This is a genomic window from Gilliamella sp. W8128 (assembly GCF_016100545.1).
Classification (GTDB): Bacteria; Pseudomonadota; Gammaproteobacteria; order Enterobacterales; family Orbaceae; genus Gilliamella; species Gilliamella apis.
Genome location: NZ_JACFSE010000005.1, coordinates 222,688 through 241,719 on the forward strand (window position 1 = coordinate 222,688; position 19,032 = coordinate 241,719).

Annotated in this window: 14 protein-coding genes; 4 read left to right on the forward strand and 10 right to left on the reverse strand. The window is 36.0% G+C overall.

Going from position 1 to position 19,032, the window contains the following annotated elements:
• Positions 1-14: 14 nt before the first annotated feature.
• The 7 genes from H3U97_RS06875 to sohB form a co-directional block, all read right to left on the reverse strand.
• Positions 15-608, reverse strand: a complete 594-nt coding sequence (locus tag H3U97_RS06875) for a hypothetical protein (RefSeq protein WP_034901813.1) — start codon at positions 606-608, stop codon at positions 15-17.
• A gap of 13 nt (positions 609-621) precedes the next feature.
• Complete coding sequence (rlmB, locus tag H3U97_RS06880; protein ID WP_065650974.1) at positions 622-1,374, reverse strand: 23S rRNA (guanosine(2251)-2'-O)-methyltransferase RlmB; 753 nt, start codon at positions 1,372-1,374, stop codon at positions 622-624.
• A 7-nt stretch (positions 1,375-1,381) separates the two neighbouring features.
• A complete protein-coding gene (gene rnr, locus H3U97_RS06885; RefSeq protein WP_198198584.1) occupies positions 1,382-3,820 on the reverse strand; it encodes a ribonuclease R in 2,439 nt (812 codons plus the stop codon).
• A gap of 251 nt (positions 3,821-4,071) precedes the next feature.
• Entirely contained in the window at positions 4,072-4,575 is a 504-nt protein-coding gene (locus H3U97_RS06890; RefSeq protein WP_198196496.1) for a hypothetical protein, read from the reverse strand.
• A 33-nt stretch (positions 4,576-4,608) separates the two neighbouring features.
• Positions 4,609-6,195, reverse strand: a complete 1,587-nt coding sequence (locus tag H3U97_RS06895; protein WP_065650977.1) for a PT domain-containing protein — start codon at positions 6,193-6,195, stop codon at positions 4,609-4,611.
• Positions 6,196-6,572: 377 nt separating this feature from the next.
• Positions 6,573-7,931, reverse strand: a complete 1,359-nt coding sequence (locus H3U97_RS06900; protein ID WP_065578480.1) for a hypothetical protein — start codon at positions 7,929-7,931, stop codon at positions 6,573-6,575.
• A 665-nt stretch (positions 7,932-8,596) separates the two neighbouring features.
• Positions 8,597-9,685 carry a protease SohB gene (sohB, locus tag H3U97_RS06905; protein WP_198198585.1) on the reverse strand — a complete coding sequence of 363 codons (1,089 nt, stop codon included), beginning with the start codon at positions 9,683-9,685 and terminating at the stop codon, positions 8,597-8,599.
• Between the two features lie 150 nt (positions 9,686-9,835).
• Between sohB and H3U97_RS06910 the strand changes: the two genes are divergently transcribed.
• A complete protein-coding gene (locus tag H3U97_RS06910) occupies positions 9,836-11,536 on the forward strand; it encodes a formate--tetrahydrofolate ligase (RefSeq protein ID WP_198198586.1) in 1,701 nt (566 codons plus the stop codon).
• Positions 11,537-11,550: 14 nt separating this feature from the next.
• Positions 11,551-11,943 carry an RnfABCDGE type electron transport complex subunit B gene (locus tag H3U97_RS06915; protein ID WP_065578483.1) on the forward strand — a complete coding sequence of 131 codons (393 nt, stop codon included), beginning with the start codon at positions 11,551-11,553 and terminating at the stop codon, positions 11,941-11,943.
• A gap of 58 nt (positions 11,944-12,001) precedes the next feature.
• Here H3U97_RS06915 and typA read toward each other — a convergent pair whose 3' ends face one another.
• Together typA and hemG are read right to left on the reverse strand one after the other, a co-directional pair.
• Positions 12,002-13,825 carry a ribosome-dependent GTPase TypA gene (typA, locus tag H3U97_RS06920; RefSeq protein ID WP_065578484.1) on the reverse strand — a complete coding sequence of 608 codons (1,824 nt, stop codon included), beginning with the start codon at positions 13,823-13,825 and terminating at the stop codon, positions 12,002-12,004.
• Positions 13,826-13,979: 154 nt separating this feature from the next.
• Positions 13,980-14,516, reverse strand: a complete 537-nt coding sequence (hemG, locus tag H3U97_RS06925) for a menaquinone-dependent protoporphyrinogen IX dehydrogenase (RefSeq protein WP_086361226.1) — start codon at positions 14,514-14,516, stop codon at positions 13,980-13,982.
• A gap of 147 nt (positions 14,517-14,663) precedes the next feature.
• Here hemG and glmU point away from each other — a divergent pair, with 147 nt between their 5' ends.
• Together glmU and glmS are read left to right on the forward strand one after the other, a co-directional pair.
• Positions 14,664-16,046, forward strand: coding sequence for a bifunctional UDP-N-acetylglucosamine diphosphorylase/glucosamine-1-phosphate N-acetyltransferase GlmU (gene glmU / locus H3U97_RS06930; RefSeq protein ID WP_065578485.1), 1,383 nt, complete (start codon positions 14,664-14,666; stop codon positions 16,044-16,046).
• 3 nt (positions 16,047-16,049) lie between these two features.
• Positions 16,050-17,882: a glutamine--fructose-6-phosphate transaminase (isomerizing) gene (gene glmS / locus H3U97_RS06935; protein WP_065614054.1), complete on the forward strand. Its 1,833-nt coding sequence runs from the start codon at positions 16,050-16,052 to the stop codon at positions 17,880-17,882.
• A 173-nt stretch (positions 17,883-18,055) separates the two neighbouring features.
• Here glmS and H3U97_RS06940 read toward each other — a convergent pair whose 3' ends face one another.
• Entirely contained in the window at positions 18,056-18,847 is a 792-nt protein-coding gene (locus tag H3U97_RS06940) for a hypothetical protein (protein ID WP_198198587.1), read from the reverse strand.
• Positions 18,848-19,032 lie beyond the last annotated feature (185 nt).

Here is a 19,032-nt window from a genome sequence, read left to right on the forward strand (position 1 = left end):
AATGATAGGCTAAATCATTTTTTCTTTTTCAAAATCACCGCCATCAAAGGACGGTGACAATGATAGATTGTCGCCGGCTTTAACATAATCAACTCTGCCAAAGGTATCGTCCAATCAGGAATGACGGTGTTTTCTAAGTGATCAGGATCGATCGTATTATCAATATCAAATAGCTGGGTATTAGCGAATAACGCCTCTTTTTTGGCAATATCGACATCATCACTGTCGCTAAGCATGTTGCAGTTTTCTAATATCTCTTGAGCAAATTGTTCTGGCCAATCTTCGGCAAAATGCTTTAATTTAGCTAAGCTTGAAATATGTCTTAACATGTCTCGGAACAACAACAAATAGACCATTTGAACGTTGCGACCTGACAAGTTAGCCAACTGTTCATCGGATAACGTAGTATTGATAACACTTGGGCCCCATTTAAAAAATAGCATAGCTATGTAGAATTTAACGATCCGTTTAATTGGCGCGTATTTTGCTTTAACTAACTTATCAATTTCACGAGATAATTGCATAGTCGGATAACCGACATGATTACGTCCATTCAAATCTCGCTCTGAAAGCGTTGGCTCACTCTGTTTTTTCAATAATCCTAACATGTTATAACTCTTACTATCTATTTTTTTGTCTAACTATTTCAAATAAACAAACGCCAGTGGCAACCGACACATTAAGCGAAGAAACAATCCCCGCCATTGGTATACTCACCAACTCATCGCAATGCTCTTTAGTTAATCGGCGCATACCTTCACCTTCTGCGCCCATTACTAATGCCAGTGGCAAGGCGTTTGAATTTTTATAAAAATCGGTTTGATAAAGTGTACTTGTCGCTTCGCCAGCGGTGCCCACAATCCAAACTTGGTATTCATCTTGTAACATCCGCATAGTTCGAGCTAAATTGGTAACTCTAACTACAGGCACACTTTCTGCGGCTCCACAAGCAACTTTTTGTGCGGTTGAGTTAAGTGGTGCAGAGCGATCCTTTGGCACAATAATAAAACTCACGCCTGCAGCGTCAGCGGTACGAATGCAGGCACCTAAATTATGCGGATCGGTCACACCATCTAAAATTAAAATAACCGGATTGGGATGTTGTTCCATCAATAATGGGATATCATTTTCCTGATAACCACGGTTTGGTTTAACCATTGCCAAAATACCTTGATGCACGCCATTTCTGGTTTTTTCATCTAAGTACTGTCTATTGGTCACTTTCACCGCTAAACCCAACTGTTCTAACTCATGAACAAGGGCATTTAGGCGCTTATCTTCTCGGCCTTTAGCGATAAAAACTTCAATAATTCTTTCAGGCGCACGCGTTAACAAAGCTTCAATCGCATGGATACCGTATACTGTTTCACTCATCTGTTAATTACTCTTTTTTTCTCTTATTACTTGATGTCGATGCTGATTTAGATTTAGTCTTAGATGCCGCTTTAGATTTTGCTTTAGCTTTTGTTCGTTTTTTACTTTTCACTTTAGCTTCTGCTTTATTTGCTACTTTAGCGTTCGCTTTTTTCTTTTTGCTATCTGGTGGACTTTTAGCTTTGCGTTTTACTGGTAAATCAGTAGCAAAACTTATATCAGCTTTATTAGCTTTATCTTTTGCTGTTTTACCTTGACGTTGTGGCTTATTATCACTGTCTACCAATGAAAAATCAATTTTACGTTCTTCAGGATTAACATTTTCGACCTTTACTTGAACTTTATCACCTAAACGATATGTAAAGCGAGTATTTTCACCAATTAAACGATTACGCGATGCGTCATAAATATAATAATCATTTTCTAGCGACGAAACATGTACCAGACCATCAATAAACAGATCATCTAATCGAACAAAAAAGCCGAAGTTAACCACACTCGAAATAGTTCCATTAAACACCTCGCCAACATGATCTTGCATATAATCACATTTTAACCAGTCAACCACATCACGAACAGCTTCATCCGCACGGCGCTCAGTCATCGAACAGTGCTCACCAAAATAAAGCATTTCGCTAGTGGTATAACGATGCCCACCAGTTTTACTGGTTTTATGTTGTTCATTCGCCAGTACCCATTTAATAGCACGATGTAATAATAAATCAGGATAACGACGAATTGGCGAGGTGAAATGGGCATATTCGTCAAGCGCTAGGCCAAAATGACCACGATTTTCGGGATCATAAATTGCTTGCTTCATTGAGCGTAAAATTACAGTCTGTAACATCTCATGATCGGGTCTTGCTTCAACATCAACCATTAATTTGGCAATATCTTTAGGTGTTGGATTTGCACCACCGCCAAGTGATAAACCAAGTTCACTTAAAATACTGCGTAAATTATTCATGCGATCTTCATCCGGTCTATCATGCACGCGGAATAAAGACGGAATTTCAGCATTAATGACCAATTTTGCCGCAGCAACATTGGCTAAAATCATACACTCCTCAATAATTTTATGTGCTTCATTACGCTGGACTAATTCAATACTCTCAATACGTTTATCTGCATTAAAAATGAATTTTGGCTCTTCTGACTCAAAACCAATCGCGCCACGAGTAACTCGAGCATTATCTAATACCTTATATAAGCCATAAAGATTTTCAAGATGAGGTACTAACTCTCGATAATGCTCACGTAACTCTTTATCACCTTCTAAAATTTTGGCAACCTTAGTATAAGTTAAGCGTGCATGAGAGTTCATTACTGCTTCATAAAATTGATAACCAGTTAAACGTCCTTTATTTGACACTGTCATTTCACAGACTAAACATAAACGATCAACTTGTGGATTGAGAGAACAAAGGCCATTAGATAACACTTCTGGTAACATTGGCACCACTCGTGATGGAAAATAGACTGACGTACCTCGTAAGCAAGCCTCTTTATCTAAAGCTTTACCGTTGCGAACATAATAACTCACATCAGCAATTGCTACCCATAATCGATAGCCACCGCCACGATTTTTTTGACAATAAACCGCATCATCAAAATCACGGGCATCTTCACCATCAATGGTTACTAACGGCAACTCGCGTAGATCTTTACGGCCTTTTTTGGCGCTTTCTGGTACTTGCTCACTAAATTTGCTGGCCTCTTTTTCAACCACTTTAGGAAATTCATAAGGGATTTCATGATTACGTAATGAAATATCGATAGCTAAATTGGTTCCCATAATTTCGCCAAGTACTTCCTTAATCACGCCGACCGCTTTTTGACGTCGCTCAGGTCGTTGCTGTAATTCAACCACTACCACTGAGCCCATTCTGACAGTTCGATTTGGCTTACCTGCGATTAAAATATCAAAATTCAAACGACTGTCATCCGGCACCACAAAGCCAACGCCCTGCTCAATAAAATAACGACCAACAATTTGATTAGTGCGGGGTTCTAAAATCCGCACTACGCGCGCTTCGGTCTTACCTCGGTATTGGCTATTGATTGGCTGAGCCAATATAACATCACCTTGTAAAACTTTTTTCATCTGCTCATGTGACAAGAAATAGTCTTCCGGCTTACCTTCCACTCGCAGAAAACCATAGCCATCACGATGTGCAATCACACTACCCTTAACCATATCGAATTTTTCCGGTAAGGCATAACACTTACGACGTGTAAACACCACTTGGCCATCACGTTCCATCGCCCGCAATCTTCGATGTAATGCTTCTTTTTGTTCATCATTCTTAATTGATACTGCTTGGGCTATTTTATCTAAATTAGCAGGTTTTGCTTCTTTGGTGAGATAGTCCAAAATCAGCTCACGGCTGGCGATCGGCGAATCATATTTTTGCGCCTCACGATCATAAAATGGATCTTTTATCATATGGAACGTCCTTTGATCGAATATTAGGTTAAGCATAGCATAGAGTTGCATAACTTAAAATCAAGATTACTTTTTTGCAGTGCAAAATTCTTTATTCACAACATGTTTATAATTATTAACTCTTAAGATTTATGATTAATAAATAGGAGATGCTGATAAGGTACTTTATCAAGATAAAGTATAAATATAATTTATACCTGTTATTTAGTTTTATTTGCTTATTTTTTGAGCGAAAAAATTGCCCCAGTACGCTACGCGTAACTGGAAACAATTTTTCTTTGTAGCGTATCTATAAACTGTTGTTCAGTTGATTGTCCATATTTATCTTTTTGCCAATTAAGCAAAAATTGACGCTCTTCTTCAGTCAACCATAATGGAATTAATTCCTTACTTAAAAAATCTTTAGAATGCTTATTTTTGCAATTTATTGATAATAATTCTGAAGTATTCTTTTTATACCAACGGTTATAAGAATTTCTATCGACATGCCAAAGATTTTTATAGCTATAACCAAATTGGCAATTAGCTAAACCATTCGGCAACAAACTTTCCAATTTTTTGGTTGGTAACCCAGCACGTAATATTTTTTGATTAGATAAACTTTTATATTTATAAAGGCACAAATTAAGATCCAAATTTAACCGAGTCACGGCGAGATAAAGGGATACGCCATAAAGCTGAGCAAAGATACCTTCTCGGAAAAAGTAGATATAATCAGTTTGTTGGCTTAATTTTAATTTTTGTTCTATATTCATAAATTTAGATTTTTCATATTAAATAAATATATTTTAATCACCACGACAAACACCGGTTGTGCTTGGATATCTTGGCTCCTGAATATCAATTTGACCTGTCTTACCCCTTACTCGGTAAACTAACTGATTTCGCAATAGCTCAGCAGTCCATAAATCACCATCAGGACGCCAAACTCCACCATAGTTTTTCGTAATACCCCATTCACTCATAAATGTACCCACTGCCCTTATAAAATGAGAACCATTATTAGTCAGTTCAGAAGTTGTATATAAATATTTTAACCGAAAATCGCTATTCAATGCTTGCGCTTGAGTAACTTTATTTATCCCGCTACAAAAACTTAATACATTAAATCCTCTAGACATACTTACATACTTTGAATCACTAAACACAATTGCCTTACCTGTTCCTTTCCTAGGCCATTTTTTAGGCACAGGAATAGTAAAATTATCGAACCATTCCCAATAACGACCGTTATAATATTCCATTGTTATTGTTGGCGTTCCATTTTGAATAAATTGGCTTTTTTGCTCAGCGATGTAATTTATCGTACAATTTGAACCAAAACCACCAATTGTCGATAAGTTTATTTTGCCACCACCATTAGACGTATAGCAACGATAACGACTTTGATCCGATCCGCTACCGACTAAGGTAAAAGCTGCATTCTGAAAACCAGTTGTTGGAAAACCACTACTTCGAGAAAAACCATAGGTATTATTAAAGACATTTGGATCATGATCACCAAAGTGAGTCATTTCATTCGGTCGTAAATAACATATTTGCCCATTTGGAATTATCCTATACTCTACCGAACTACTGCCATAGTAACGATTTCTAGGTAAACCATATTGAGTATTGGCCTGAATATTCGAGACTTCTACGCGTAATTTATAAGGTCCGCCACAATTCCAAAGCTCCCAACTTAACTTATCATTAGGTATTTGAATACCATTCTCAAACCAAGTTGCTTTAATTGTTCCAGTGACATAACCGCCAACTTGATCACCATCAATATCATCAACCTTAAGTGCTGATGGATTATGTGCAACTCCATCCGTAGGGGTAGCAAAAGCCCAAACATCATTGAAATGCATTCCTTTAGGTGCTCGCAAGGTAAGATCAGTATCCCAGGCACTGATCCATTCAGTACCGCCTTGTCCATTACGATTTGGAAAATTAATCCCCATAATTTGCCGTAAATCGGTTAATGGTGTTACGCCATCAGCTAATAAAATATACGGCGAATTACCGGTTATCATTTTTTCTGTTTGAGCCGAATATAAAGATAAAGCCCATACATTATTTACCAATAGCAGACTACTTAGAATAAAAATTACTTGTGCAAATAGTGTTTGATACCTAGTTAAATTTGTCGCTTTTTGTCTATTTTTATGTTGCTGAATATTTAACGCGATGTTTGCTATATAAGTTTTTAGATTATAGAAAGATAAGTTTATGGTAGATTTTAATTGTAAAACTTGTTTAGCCTGAAAAATGGCTACAATATTATTTTGGCTGGCTGGCTGGCTGGCTGGCTGGCTGGCTGGCTGGCTGGCTGGCTGGCTGGCTGGCTGGCTGGCTGGCTGGCTGGCCTCTAAACAACTGTATTTTAACATATTTTCAGTCCTTTGTCAATGTATCCAATTATTTTATAACAATAAAAATATATTTCCTTATTGAAAAATTATAAATAAATTTATCAATTTTGACAAATGTTGCTTAATGATAAATTGTTAAGATATGTAAACAATAATTGACTCAAAATATTTTAGTAATTAAAAAATAATATATCAGATATCAAAACCATTATTTCTTAGCAAAATTTTAATTAAAATCTAAAATTTGTGGACATTTAGTGCTCAAAAAACCCCGTTCCTCAACTTTCTTGTTTAAACCCTCAGGTAAAACTGAAGGCTATGTGATTTTAATCTCCTGAATAGTTGAAATTCTCTAGCAATTTGCTAGTACTCTCTTATATTTTTCTAACAAAAAATTAAGGGGTAGTACACATACCTCTGAGTACAACTTCATTTTTATGCCGAGCAATGTGACCATTATTCGAGTGAACGGAAAAATGGCTTAAACGATCTGTTTCTACAAAATCGATGGTCCAGTAATTGTGATTATCATAAAAACTACTAATATATTTGTCCATTTGTCCCCACTCCGAGAAGAATCCTCCGCCAATTACACGTTGAAAGTTATTACCGTTTGAAGATGGAGTTGCACTAACCGAACCTTGACATTCCTCATCCCACCAAGGTCCTGCACAAATAGCATTAGTTAAATCTTTAATTTGAGGAAGACGATAACCAATATTACTGCACCATGATAAGGTACTTGGATAAGTATAGTAATTATTTGCACCTCGATGGACATACCATTGTTTTAATTGAAAACCATATTTTATCAAAGGATTACCTTGACTATCTTTACCAACTAACTCAAATGTTTGTGGTAATACAGGCTTTGCTACACTACCGGGTAAATCAGAATTTAATTGAAAATCTTTTGCACTGGGCCCCGTTAATTTGACAGTAACACGTGAACCTGTTGAATCAGGGATTAACGTCGCGGTAATTCCCCCCCGTTCGACCGAGTCCCATGTTAAAACTCTTGCTCCTCCAATATCTAGGTCAAAGTACAAATCATGCATTCCTGTAGTAGGAAAATTCAAATTGTAAGTTGATAGCGTTGTAGACTGAGGAATAAACCCCTTATTGGCAAGCCATATAGAAGGTGGCCCTCGAAAATCGATACCATTAACCTCTGTATTTGAACCAGGAAATAATATTGGAGCAACAAAGCAAACTTTTGATGATTCGTTGGGATTAATGTAATACGTCGCATGACTACCTGTAAAATAGCTACTACTAGGTACGCCATACTGGGTACTTAGTATACCATCATTACTGGTTAATGTGATTTTATAAGGTGCTCTACAAATATCTAAAGTTGAATTACGAGATACAGTTTGATTATCTTTGTCAGTAATAGTTAAACTTAAATAACCTGTAGCAGAGATACCATTATTTTCCTGACCATCACCGTCATCATCCCCCCAATAATTATAAGGCGAACCAATAATTGAAGTTAATGAAATTGAATCTGCACCAATTGGTACCAGCATATCTACATTAGCTAAAGTTTCACCAAGATTTGGCAAGATTATTGGTGTTATTGACGAATTATTATTTGCTGTAAACGTTCTTCCATCCGATAAAATAATACCTAATAATTTAGTTGTATCAGTAACTCGAGTCTGACCACCATCAAAAGTTAAGTATGGCGCATTACCATGAATAATATGAGTTGTTCTAGCGGTTAAAGACTGACTACTAAATGATAACATTAGCAATAAAACAAGTGCTAATACCGAAAAAATTGGCTTAATTAAAATCGGACTAAAAAAATTTCTTAAGTGTTGGTGGAGGAGTAAACTCTGACGAAAGATTAAACCTTGATTGTTAAAATTAGGCGAATTTAAATTATTGGTTTGGGCAGGTTTGGTGTTTGGTGTTTGGTGTTAAAATTATAGCTCATAATAACGTCCGTGTCAAGTAAATTAATGTTTTATATTAATTTATTTCGTTTAATTGACTAACTACTAATCGGTAATTTCACTTTAATAAGAATAAGGAAAAGTATAGAGATTAAGTAAAAAGTATGCAATTTTTTTAACCTCTAAATTGTTAATTTTTGTAAAGGTATTTAATTTTTTAAACCTTTATTTTTTGCCTTATTTCTTATTTTTTTGCTAAAAAATTGTCCGTAGAATAGATCACTAAGCAATAAATTATCTAAATATTTATCTATAACTCGTTGCTCTTTTTAAGTTGTCGATATTCAGTAATAAAGCTAATTTTTACCATTAAAATTCTTAAAAATAAGCTATTTTGAAGTTAATTAATCATTGCTAAAAAATATCAACTTTAACGATTATCTTGATGAGATTTTGCAAATTTTATGATTGGTTTGTAATAAATTTAGCTGATACATTTATAAAAAAACGGACTGTTATAGTCCGTTTCCTTGTCTAAAGAATAATCTTTCCATGCCTTTTACAACATTTTTCGAGAGTTTTTCTGATAGCTTTTGTTTTCGTTGATAGTTAACTGCAATGATTTTATGCGTGTCTAAATGCGATAAGATAAAATCATCACTGGTACTAATTTCGTCAACTAAACCCTTTTCTTTAGCTTGTGTTGCAAACCAATGTTCTCCTGTAGCAACCTGTTCAATATCAATATTAGGTCGATACTCTTTTACAAAGTCTTTAAATAATAGATGAGTCTCTTCCAGTTCTTGCTTGAATTTTTGACGACCTTCGTCAGTGTTTTCACCAAACATGGTTAAAGTTCGCTTGTATTCGCCTGCTGTTTGCAATTCAATATCAACATCATGCTTTTTAAGTAATCGATTAAAGTTAGGAATTTGCGCAACTACCCCAATTGAACCAACAATAGCAAATGGCGCTGCAACTATTTTGTTAGCAGTACATGCCATCATATAGCCACCACTGGCGGCAACTTTATCTACCACCGCAGTAAAAGGAATATTTCGTGTTCTAAAGCGTAATAATTGCGAAGCGGCCAACCCATAACCATGCACTACCCCACCTGGGCTTTCAAGTTTTACCACAACTTCGTCTTCTGGTTTGATGATAGCTAATACGGCAGTAATTTCTTGGCGCAACTCTTCAACTTCATGCGCATCCATACTACCATTAAATGATAGAACAAACAGTTTAGGTTTTGTCTGTAAAGCAGACGTTGTTTCGGATGATTTTACAGTATCGTCCGACGCCGCAGTATCTGTTTGTTTCTTATTTAGTTTAGCTGCTTGTTTAGCCTGTTTCTTTTCAAGTTTTTTTTGTTTTTTCAGATCTTTAGTGAACTGTTTGGCTTCAACCTCGTCCATACTAGACATTAACATTTCATCTTTAGCTTGTTCATACTCTTGGCTTATATCTTTAACTGACATTCGGCCAGCAACTGTGGATGATTTTCGACGCTGACATAAAATAAATATTAATATTGCTAGAATAGCAACAACAACAGTTACTGTTTCAGCCAGGAAAAGCGAATACTGTGAAAACCAATTCATTTGACAATTATCCTATAGTTTAAAAATTTGCCCATTATAACAATATAATTAAAGATTGTGCCGAAAATCAATAAAGATAAAATTGTTGCTTTATTCGGCATTTTAAATTCTTTATACTGACAACCTGTTTATTATTATACGAGAACGAATATGCCTTTACGCCCAATAACTGAAATCGCAAAACAATGTAATATCGCTGATGAATATGTACTGCCTCATGGTAAATATGTCGCTAAAATTGATTTATCTATTATTAAAGCAGATCAAAATAAAACTCAGGGTAAATTAGTATTAGTCACAGCAATAACCCCAACCCCTCTTGGTGAAGGAAAAACTGTCAATACTATTGGATTAAGTGAAGGTTTAAATTATTTAGGAAAATCTGCTATCGCTTGTATTCGTCAACCTAGTTTAGGACCAGTGTTTGGCGTTAAAGGTGGTGCAGCAGGTGGTGGACAAGCCGAAGTATTACCAATGGAAACATTAAATCTTCATCTTACTGGTGATATCCACGCTATAACTGCAGCCCATGATCTGGCGTCTGCGGCATTAGATTCTCGTCTTTATCATGAAGAGCGCCTTGGTGATGAATTTACAACACAAACTGGTTTACCACGTTTAAACATCGATGTTAATCGTATTGTTTGGAAACGCGTTATCGATCACAATGATCGCGCTCTGCGTAATATTACTGTCGGTGTTGGCGGTGGCGTCAATGGTATTGAACGCCGTGACGGATTTGAGATCACCGCTGCCTCTGAACTGATGGCAATATTGGCGTTGGCTTCTGATTTACATGATATGCGCGCACGAATTGGACGAATTATTTTAGCCTATAACACTAGTGGTGAACCAATTACTGCTGAACAACTTGAAGTTGCTGGGGCAATGACCGTTCTGCTTAAAAATGCCATTAATCCAAACCTTATGCAAACAGTGGAAAATACACCGGTATTAATCCATGCAGGCCCATTTGCCAATATTGCTCATGGTAATTCATCTGTAATTGCAGACCGCATTGCTATGCAATTAGCTGACTATGTTATAACCGAAGCAGGATTCGGCTCAGACATGGGAATGGAAAAATTCTTTAATATTAAATACCGTCAAGCTGGTATCAAGGCATCTTGTGTAGTGCTTGTTGCAACTGTGCGTAGCTTAAAATCCAATAGTGGTAAATATAATATCAAGCCAGGACAAGCCATACCAAAAGAGATTTCAGAGTCTAATGTAGAATTGCTTGAAATTGGTGCAGCTAATTTAGCGTGGCATATTAATAATGCTAAAAGTTATGGTTTACAAGTGATTGTAGCAATCAATCGATTCCCACATGATAGTGAGGAAGAATTAGCATTTTTACAAAAATACGCCATTGAACACGGTGCATTTGCTTGTGAAGTCAGTGAAGTATTTACTCAAGGTGGTAAAGGCGCCGAAAAACTGGCTAAACATGTGATTAAAGCGTGTGATATGCCAAGTGAAATCAAGTTACCTTATCCTGACAGTATGCCATTAATAGATAAAATCCAAACAATGGTAAAAAAATATGGTGCCAATAAAGCTAATTTATCAGACACAGCGCTTAAAAACATTAAAGAAATTGAAGCATTAAAATTAGATCACTTACCACTTTGTATTGCGAAAACACCAATGTCAATTAGTGCTGATGCAAATTTAAAAAATGTGCCAACCGATTTTGATGTTGATATCAGCCATTTAGCGATTTCGGCAGGTGCTGGTTTTATTCGGGTTTATGCAGGTAATGTGATGACAATGCCTGGACTTGGTACTAATCCGGCTTATCGAAATATCGATATTGACAAAGATGGTAATATTGTTGGTTTAAGTTAATTTAAAAAATTATTATGCAAACACAATATAAAGCGTTAATTGATGAAGAAAATTGTATTGGTTGTGGCAAATGTATACGCGTTTGCCCTACTGATGCTATTGTAGGAAGCAAACAAGTATTACATACCATATTGCCACAATATTGTACATCTTGTAGTAATTGTATTAATACTTGTCCAACTGACTGTATTACCTTAAGTACACTAGGTGTTGCCTTGAATGAACAGGAAGAGTTACTGTTGACGCAAAAAAAACAGCAACGATTAAATCACAATCAACTGGTACCACCAACAATTTTATTTCCTAAGTCGATGCCAATAAGCAATACGACTACACAAAAAGATCGCAAGCAATCAATTGCCGATGCTATCGCCAGAGTTAAAGCCAAAAAAAACCTCGCTAATTAACGAGGTTTTCATTTCTAATTTAAACTAACAAGTTAAACTTGCTAGTTTTTTACTGACATTACTCTTTATTGCTTCTGAATGCTCGTTTACGATCATTTTCAGTTAAATGACGTTTACGCAAACGTACGGATAATGGTGTAACTTCTACTAATTCATCATCATCAATAAATTCTAATGCTTGTTCTAATGTCATTTTAACTGGTGGTGAAAGCGTAGTGGCTTCATCAGTACCCGATGCTCGCATGTTAGTTAATTTTTTACCCGTTAAGCAGTTAACGGTTAAATCATTTGAGCGGGTATGAATACCAATAATTTGTCCTTCATACACTTCTGCACCATGACCAAGGAATAATTTACCGCGATCTTGTAAGCTATAAAGTGCATAAGCTAACGCTTTACCTGTACCATTCGAAATCATTACACCATTATTACGTTGGCCGATTTCACCTGGACGTACATCATCATAATGGCTAAATGTTGAGTAAAGTAAACCAGTACCAGATGTCATAGTCATAAATTCAGTTCTAAAACCAATAAGACCACGGCTTGGGATCACATAATCTAAACGTACACGTCCTTTACCATCAGGTAACATATTGGTTAAATCACCTTTACGTAAACCTAAAGCTTCCATCACTGAACCTTGGTGCTGTTCTTCAATATCTAAAGTAACTTGTTCGAAAGGTTCCTGCTTTTTACCATCGATTTCTCTATAGATAACTTTAGGACGTGATACCCCAAGCTCATAACCTTCACGACGCATATTTTCGATAAGAACCGATAAGTGCAACTCACCACGACCTGAAACTTTAAATGCATCTGGGTCAGGAGTTTCTTCAACACGCAATGCCACATTATGTACCAGTTCTTTGTTTAAACGCTCAAGAATTTGACGTGAAGTCACATATTTACCTTCTTTGCCAGCAAATGGTGAGCTATTAACATTAAAGAACATAGTAACAGTTGGTTCATCAACACTTAATGCTGGTAATGCTTCAACGCAACTATTATCACAAATCGTATCAGAGATACCGAGTTCACCTAAACCAGTGATCGCAATAATATCACCTGCTTCAGCAACTTCGGCTTCATAACGTTGTAAACCTAAATGACCTAATACTTGGCCTACTTTACCAGTACGTTTATTACCTTCACTATCAACAATAGTGACTTGTTGATTTGGTTTAACACGACCACGTTTAATACGACCAATACCAATAACACCAACATAGTTATTATAATCAAGTTGTGAAATTTGCATTTGGAAAGGACCATCTAAGTCAACTGCTGGTGGCTCAACATGTTCAACAATTGCTTCAAATAATGGCGTCATATCTTCAGCCATATCTTCATGATCAAGTCCTGCAAATCCCATTAATGCTGATGCATAAACAATTGGGAAATCAAGCTGTTCATCAGTTGCACCTAGATTTACAAATAAATCGAATACTTGATCGACAACCCAATCAGGACGAGCGCCTGGACGGTCAACTTTATTGATAACAACAATCGGTTTTAAACCATAAGCAAACGCTTTTTGGGTAACAAAACGTGTTTGTGGCATTGGTCCGTCCATTGCATCAACCAGCAATAATACCGAATCAACCATTGACATTACACGTTCAACTTCACCACCAAAATCGGCATGTCCTGGAGTATCAACAATATTAATACGATAACCATTCCAATCGATAGCGGTATTTTTAGCTAAAATAGTAATACCACGCTCTTTTTCAAGCGCATTAGAGTCCATTATTCTTTCATTGTCGTCGCCACGTAAATTATCAAGCGTACCAGACTGTTTTAATAATTTATCAACCAAGGTTGTTTTACCATGGTCAACGTGAGCAATAATGGCTATATTTCTTAAATTTTCAATCACAATTAAAATCCCAATTAGGAGATAAATTCTATAGGCGCAATATTGTACACCTTTTTAGTAAAAATGTTGATCTATATCACAAAGTTTCTTAAAAAGAACTTTAAGACTTGATATTTAACGAAAATACTGACTTATTTTATAGAGATAACTAAGATTACTCATTGATAAGTGTCGCAAATTGATGAGCAAACTCATCCACTTTGTCCCAATTTGTGTACTCAATCACTTCTTTAGTCACATCGGTATCACCTTTACCCAACCACATAATAAAGCGAATCATATTACGATCAAACCAATTATATTTTGGATAATAAAGTGCCCCAGCAAATACCGCTTTAATCGTTGGTTGCCAGGCAATTTTAGCTAAGAATTTTTTAGTATATATATTCGTTTCAGGCGTATTTTTATGCGGTTTTCTTGCCACCACATTTACGCCAAAAAAGCCAGATTTAAGTGTATTTAATTGCAGATAGTTAGCATCAATAAATTTTTTCATGGTTTTACTATAAAAACCATAGCGAATAGAACAACCAATTAATACCGCTTGGTAATTAGTAAGATCTATGTGGCTATCTGGTAATAACTCAATCAAATCACAATCACATTTACCGGCAAGTTCTGTTTTTATTCGCTGCATGATTTTAAAGGTTTGCTTTTCGTGAGTGGTATAAAGCAATAAAACCTTGATAATGCTATTCATAACAATGCTTCCTTTTATTAAAACTCTTGGTAAATATCAATAATTCTTTTTTTAGGATAAAAATTAATAATTTCGGGGTGATTTCATGGAAAACTTTGATTATAGTATTAGCCTTATTTAACCAGACCGGAACTGATTATGGCAATTTCACCTCCAAAACGTAGTGCTATTATTTTGGCGGCAGGAAAAGGCACACGGATGTATTCCAACCTTCCTAAAGTTTTACATAAAATCGGCGGTAAGCCGATGTTACAACATGTTATTGATACAGTTCAACAACTTAATACTAATCGCATCAATATTGTTTATGGACATGGCAAAAACGAACTTGAAAAATCGTTACAAAATCAGCCGGTGCAACTTGTTTATCAAGCTGAACAATTAGGGACAGGACATGCGGTTCAACAAGCTATCCCTTACATTCAAGATGATGAAGATATATTAATTTTATATGGCGATACTCCACTTATCTCAGTTGAAACTTTGCAAAATCTTATTGCTAGTAAACCCAAACAAGGTATTGCCTTATTAACAGTGATTTTAGATGACCCAACTGGCTATGGTCGAATCGAACGCAAAGATGGTAAAGTTGTGGCTATCGTTGAACAAAAAGATGCCAATGCCGAACAACAAAAAATCACCGAAATTAATACTGGTATTATGCTAGTTACAGGCAAATTACTTAAGCAGTGGTTAGCGCGTTTAACCAATAACAATGCGCAAAAAGAGTATTACTTAACCGATATTATTGCCTTTGCACATCAAGATGGTTATGAAATTTTAACTTCACATCCAATAAAGCAATTTGAAGTTGAAGGCGTCAACAATCGATTACAGTTAGCAACTTTAGAACGCCATTATCAACAGTATCAAGCCGAGCAATTATTACTTGCTGGAGTAACTTTACTTGATCCAGCCCGTTTTGATCTACGTGGTAAATTAACTCATGGTAAAGATGTCATCATTGATACAAATGTGATTATTCATGGCGATGTGACATTAGGAAATAATGTCATTATCGGTGCAGGCTGTATTTTGAAAAACTGCACCATCGCTGATAACAGCGAAATTAGTCCATACTCGGTGATTGAAGATTCGATTATTGCTCAGCACTGTACTATCGGACCATTTGCCAGAATAAGACCAGGCAGCAAACTAGATGATCATGCCCACGTTGGTAATTTTGTTGAATTGAAAAAAGCTCATCTTGGCCATGCAACCAAAGCCGGACATTTAAGTTATTTAGGTGACAGTGAAATTGGTAGTAATGTCAACATTGGCGCTGGCACAATTACCTGTAATTATGATGGTGCTAATAAATTTAAAACAGTTATCGAAGATGATGTTTTTGTTGGATCTGACAGCCAACTTATTGCCCCAGTCAAAATAGGTAAAGGAGCAACTATTGCGGCTGGCACAACAGTTACTAACGATGTTAACGACAATGAATTAGTGGTTAGTCGTGTAAAACAAAAACAACTTGCGGGTTGGAAAAGACCAACGAAATCGAAAGAGGGATAAACGATGTGTGGTATTGTAGGTGCAATCGCTAAGCGTGATGTGGCAGATATTTTATTAGAAGGACTTAAACGTTTAGAATATCGTGGTTATGATTCTGCCGGACTTGCTATTATTTCACCAACAGGTGAATTACAGCGAATAAGGCGGGTAGGAAAAGTACAAGCGCTTAAAGATGCGGTAAACGAACAACCAGTTGCCGGTTCAACCGGTATAGCCCACACTCGCTGGGCAACACATGGTGAACCAGTTGAACATAATGCGCACCCGCATATATCCGACTTTATTGCCGTTGTGCATAATGGTATTATCGAAAATTTCGAACCACTGCGTGAAAAACTTATCGCGAAAGGTTACCAATTCCGTTCAGAAACAGATACTGAAGTCATTGCCCACTTAATTCATGACATCATCAGCACGGAAGAATGTTCCTTATTAGAAGCGGTGCAAAAAGCCATTCCACTCTTACGAGGTGCTTATGGTACAGTAATTATGGACACTCGAAATCCTGATATTCTAGTTGCCGCACGTTCTGGTAGCCCACTTGTTATTGGTTGCGGCATTGGCGAAAACTTTATTGCCTCAGATCAACTGGCTTTATTACCGGTAACTCGGCAGTTTATCTTCTTAGAAGAAGGTGATATAGCGCTTGTCACTCAACGTTCAGTAACGATTTATGACAAAAATTTTAATCAAATAAATCGCCCTTGCATTGAATCAGATGCCAAATATGATGCTGGCAGCAAAGCGGGTTTTAACCATTACATGCAAAAAGAGATTTATGAACAGCCGAATGCGATTAAAAATACCTTAGAAGGTCGCATGGCACATGGCAAAGTGGATTTATCAGAACTAGGCCCAAATGCTGAAAATATTCTCAAGCAAGTTGAACACATCCAAATTGTTGCCTGTGGCACAGCTTATAATGCAGGTATGGTGGCTCGTTATTGGTTTGAATCCTTAGCCGGCATTCCTTGTGATGTCGAAATTGCCTCGGAATTCCGTTATCGAAAACCTGCTCGTCGCAAAAATAGTTTATTTATCACCCTATCACAATCCGGGGAAACTGCCGATACCCTTGCTGCTTTACGCTTAGCTAAACAGAACAATTACCTAAGCACTCTTGCGGTATGTAATGTGGCAGCATCGACTTTAGTTCGAGAAGCTGATTTGGTTTTACTAACCAAAGCTGGCGTTGAAATTGGTGTCGCCTCAACCAAAGCATTTACCACACAATTAACGGTATTATTACTGTTAGTGGCTAAGTTAGGCCGACTTAATGATATGGCAGAAATCACTGAACAAGCAATCGTCCATGCATTACAAACTTTACCAAACCGTATAGAACAAGTATTAATGGCCGAACCTGTAATCAAAAAACTTGCTGGTCATTTTGTCGATAAACATCATGCACTATTTTTAGGTCGTGGCGATGAATATCCAATCGCTATCGAGGCATCATTAAAGCTAAAAGAGATCTCCTATATTCATGCCGAAGCTTATGCAGCTGGTGAATTAAAACATGGGCCTTTAGCATTGATTGATGCAGATATGCCAGTTATTGTTATGGCGCCAACGAATGACTTACTTGAAAAACTCAAAGCCAATATTGAAGAAGTACGTGCCCGTGGTGGTCAACTTTATGTGTTTGCTGAGCAAGATGCTGGTTTTGTTAGCGACGATACTATGCATATTATCAACTTACCCCATATTGAAGAACTTACTGCGCCAATCTACTACACAGTACCGACGCAATTACTTGCTTACCATGTCGCCCTAATTAAAGGTACCGATGTCGACCAACCTCGTAACCTAGCAAAATCGGTGACAGTAGAGTAATTTATTAGATCAAATGTGAGGACTTAATGTATATTTTGGTATCATCATCAAAATTAGAGTTCTCACATTAAATCAATTAGATAATTATTAAACAGCTCTCCACCTACTTCAGCATACGTATAATAACTAGTAAGACTTAGCTCCCTCGCTATCAGTTTTTTGCCTTATGCAGACTAATATTCTAATTTTCGTGTTATAGACATATCTAATTCATTATCACCGTTAAAACATTGACTAATAGTCCAATCACCGTGTTCATTATATTGACTATAGTAACAAGTAAATGTTCGATATTTAGACTCATTGATATCTTTTGGTAACGATGCCGTTTTTCCATTTAATAAAGGATCCTCCTGTTTTGAAATGGAAGAAACCAATCTATTTTCATCATCATAATAATATAAATTTGTTGACAGAAAAGTAAGTATCTTTTTGGACCTAATAGTTTCAATTTCTCGCTCGTTATGCTGAATAAGATTATTGTTTTTATCATATAAATAAGTACCTATATAATTTTTCCCATCTACATTTTCATTTGAAGAAATCAATTTTCCCTGTTCATCATATTTATAATAAGAAGTTATTTTTTGGTTAGAATCTTTAATTTCTGTAACGTTTTTTTGATCATCAAACTGCACTGAATAATTAACGAAAGTTCCTTTTTCATTTCGTGTTAAAACTTGCATCTTATAATCCATAATCAGACCTTTTTTATCAGGAGCAGATTCTTCTATAATAAGACCATTATCATCTGAATATACTTCTAAATTACTGACAGAAGATGTTGGTTGGATATTTTTAATAAGTAATTCTTGTTTTTTTATAGGAACAGAATGCGGAATATACTCAGGAAAAAGAAGAAAGAGATAATTATTAGTAACACGAATATGGTTACGTTCATCATCAACGGATGCGAAGGCATAAAAATTAAAAAAACAGCATACTACTAATAAAAGGTTTTTCATCTATATTCTCTTTTTGTTATTGATATTTTAACTATTTTTGTCATAAACAAATTTTTAATTAAATATAGTGATGGATAATATTCATTTTAATATAATCACCAATACTCTATTTCTCTCTTAAAATCGCCTAGATTTTTTTTGTTTGCAGAACAATAACCTTTTGTCCAATCACCATGCTTATTATG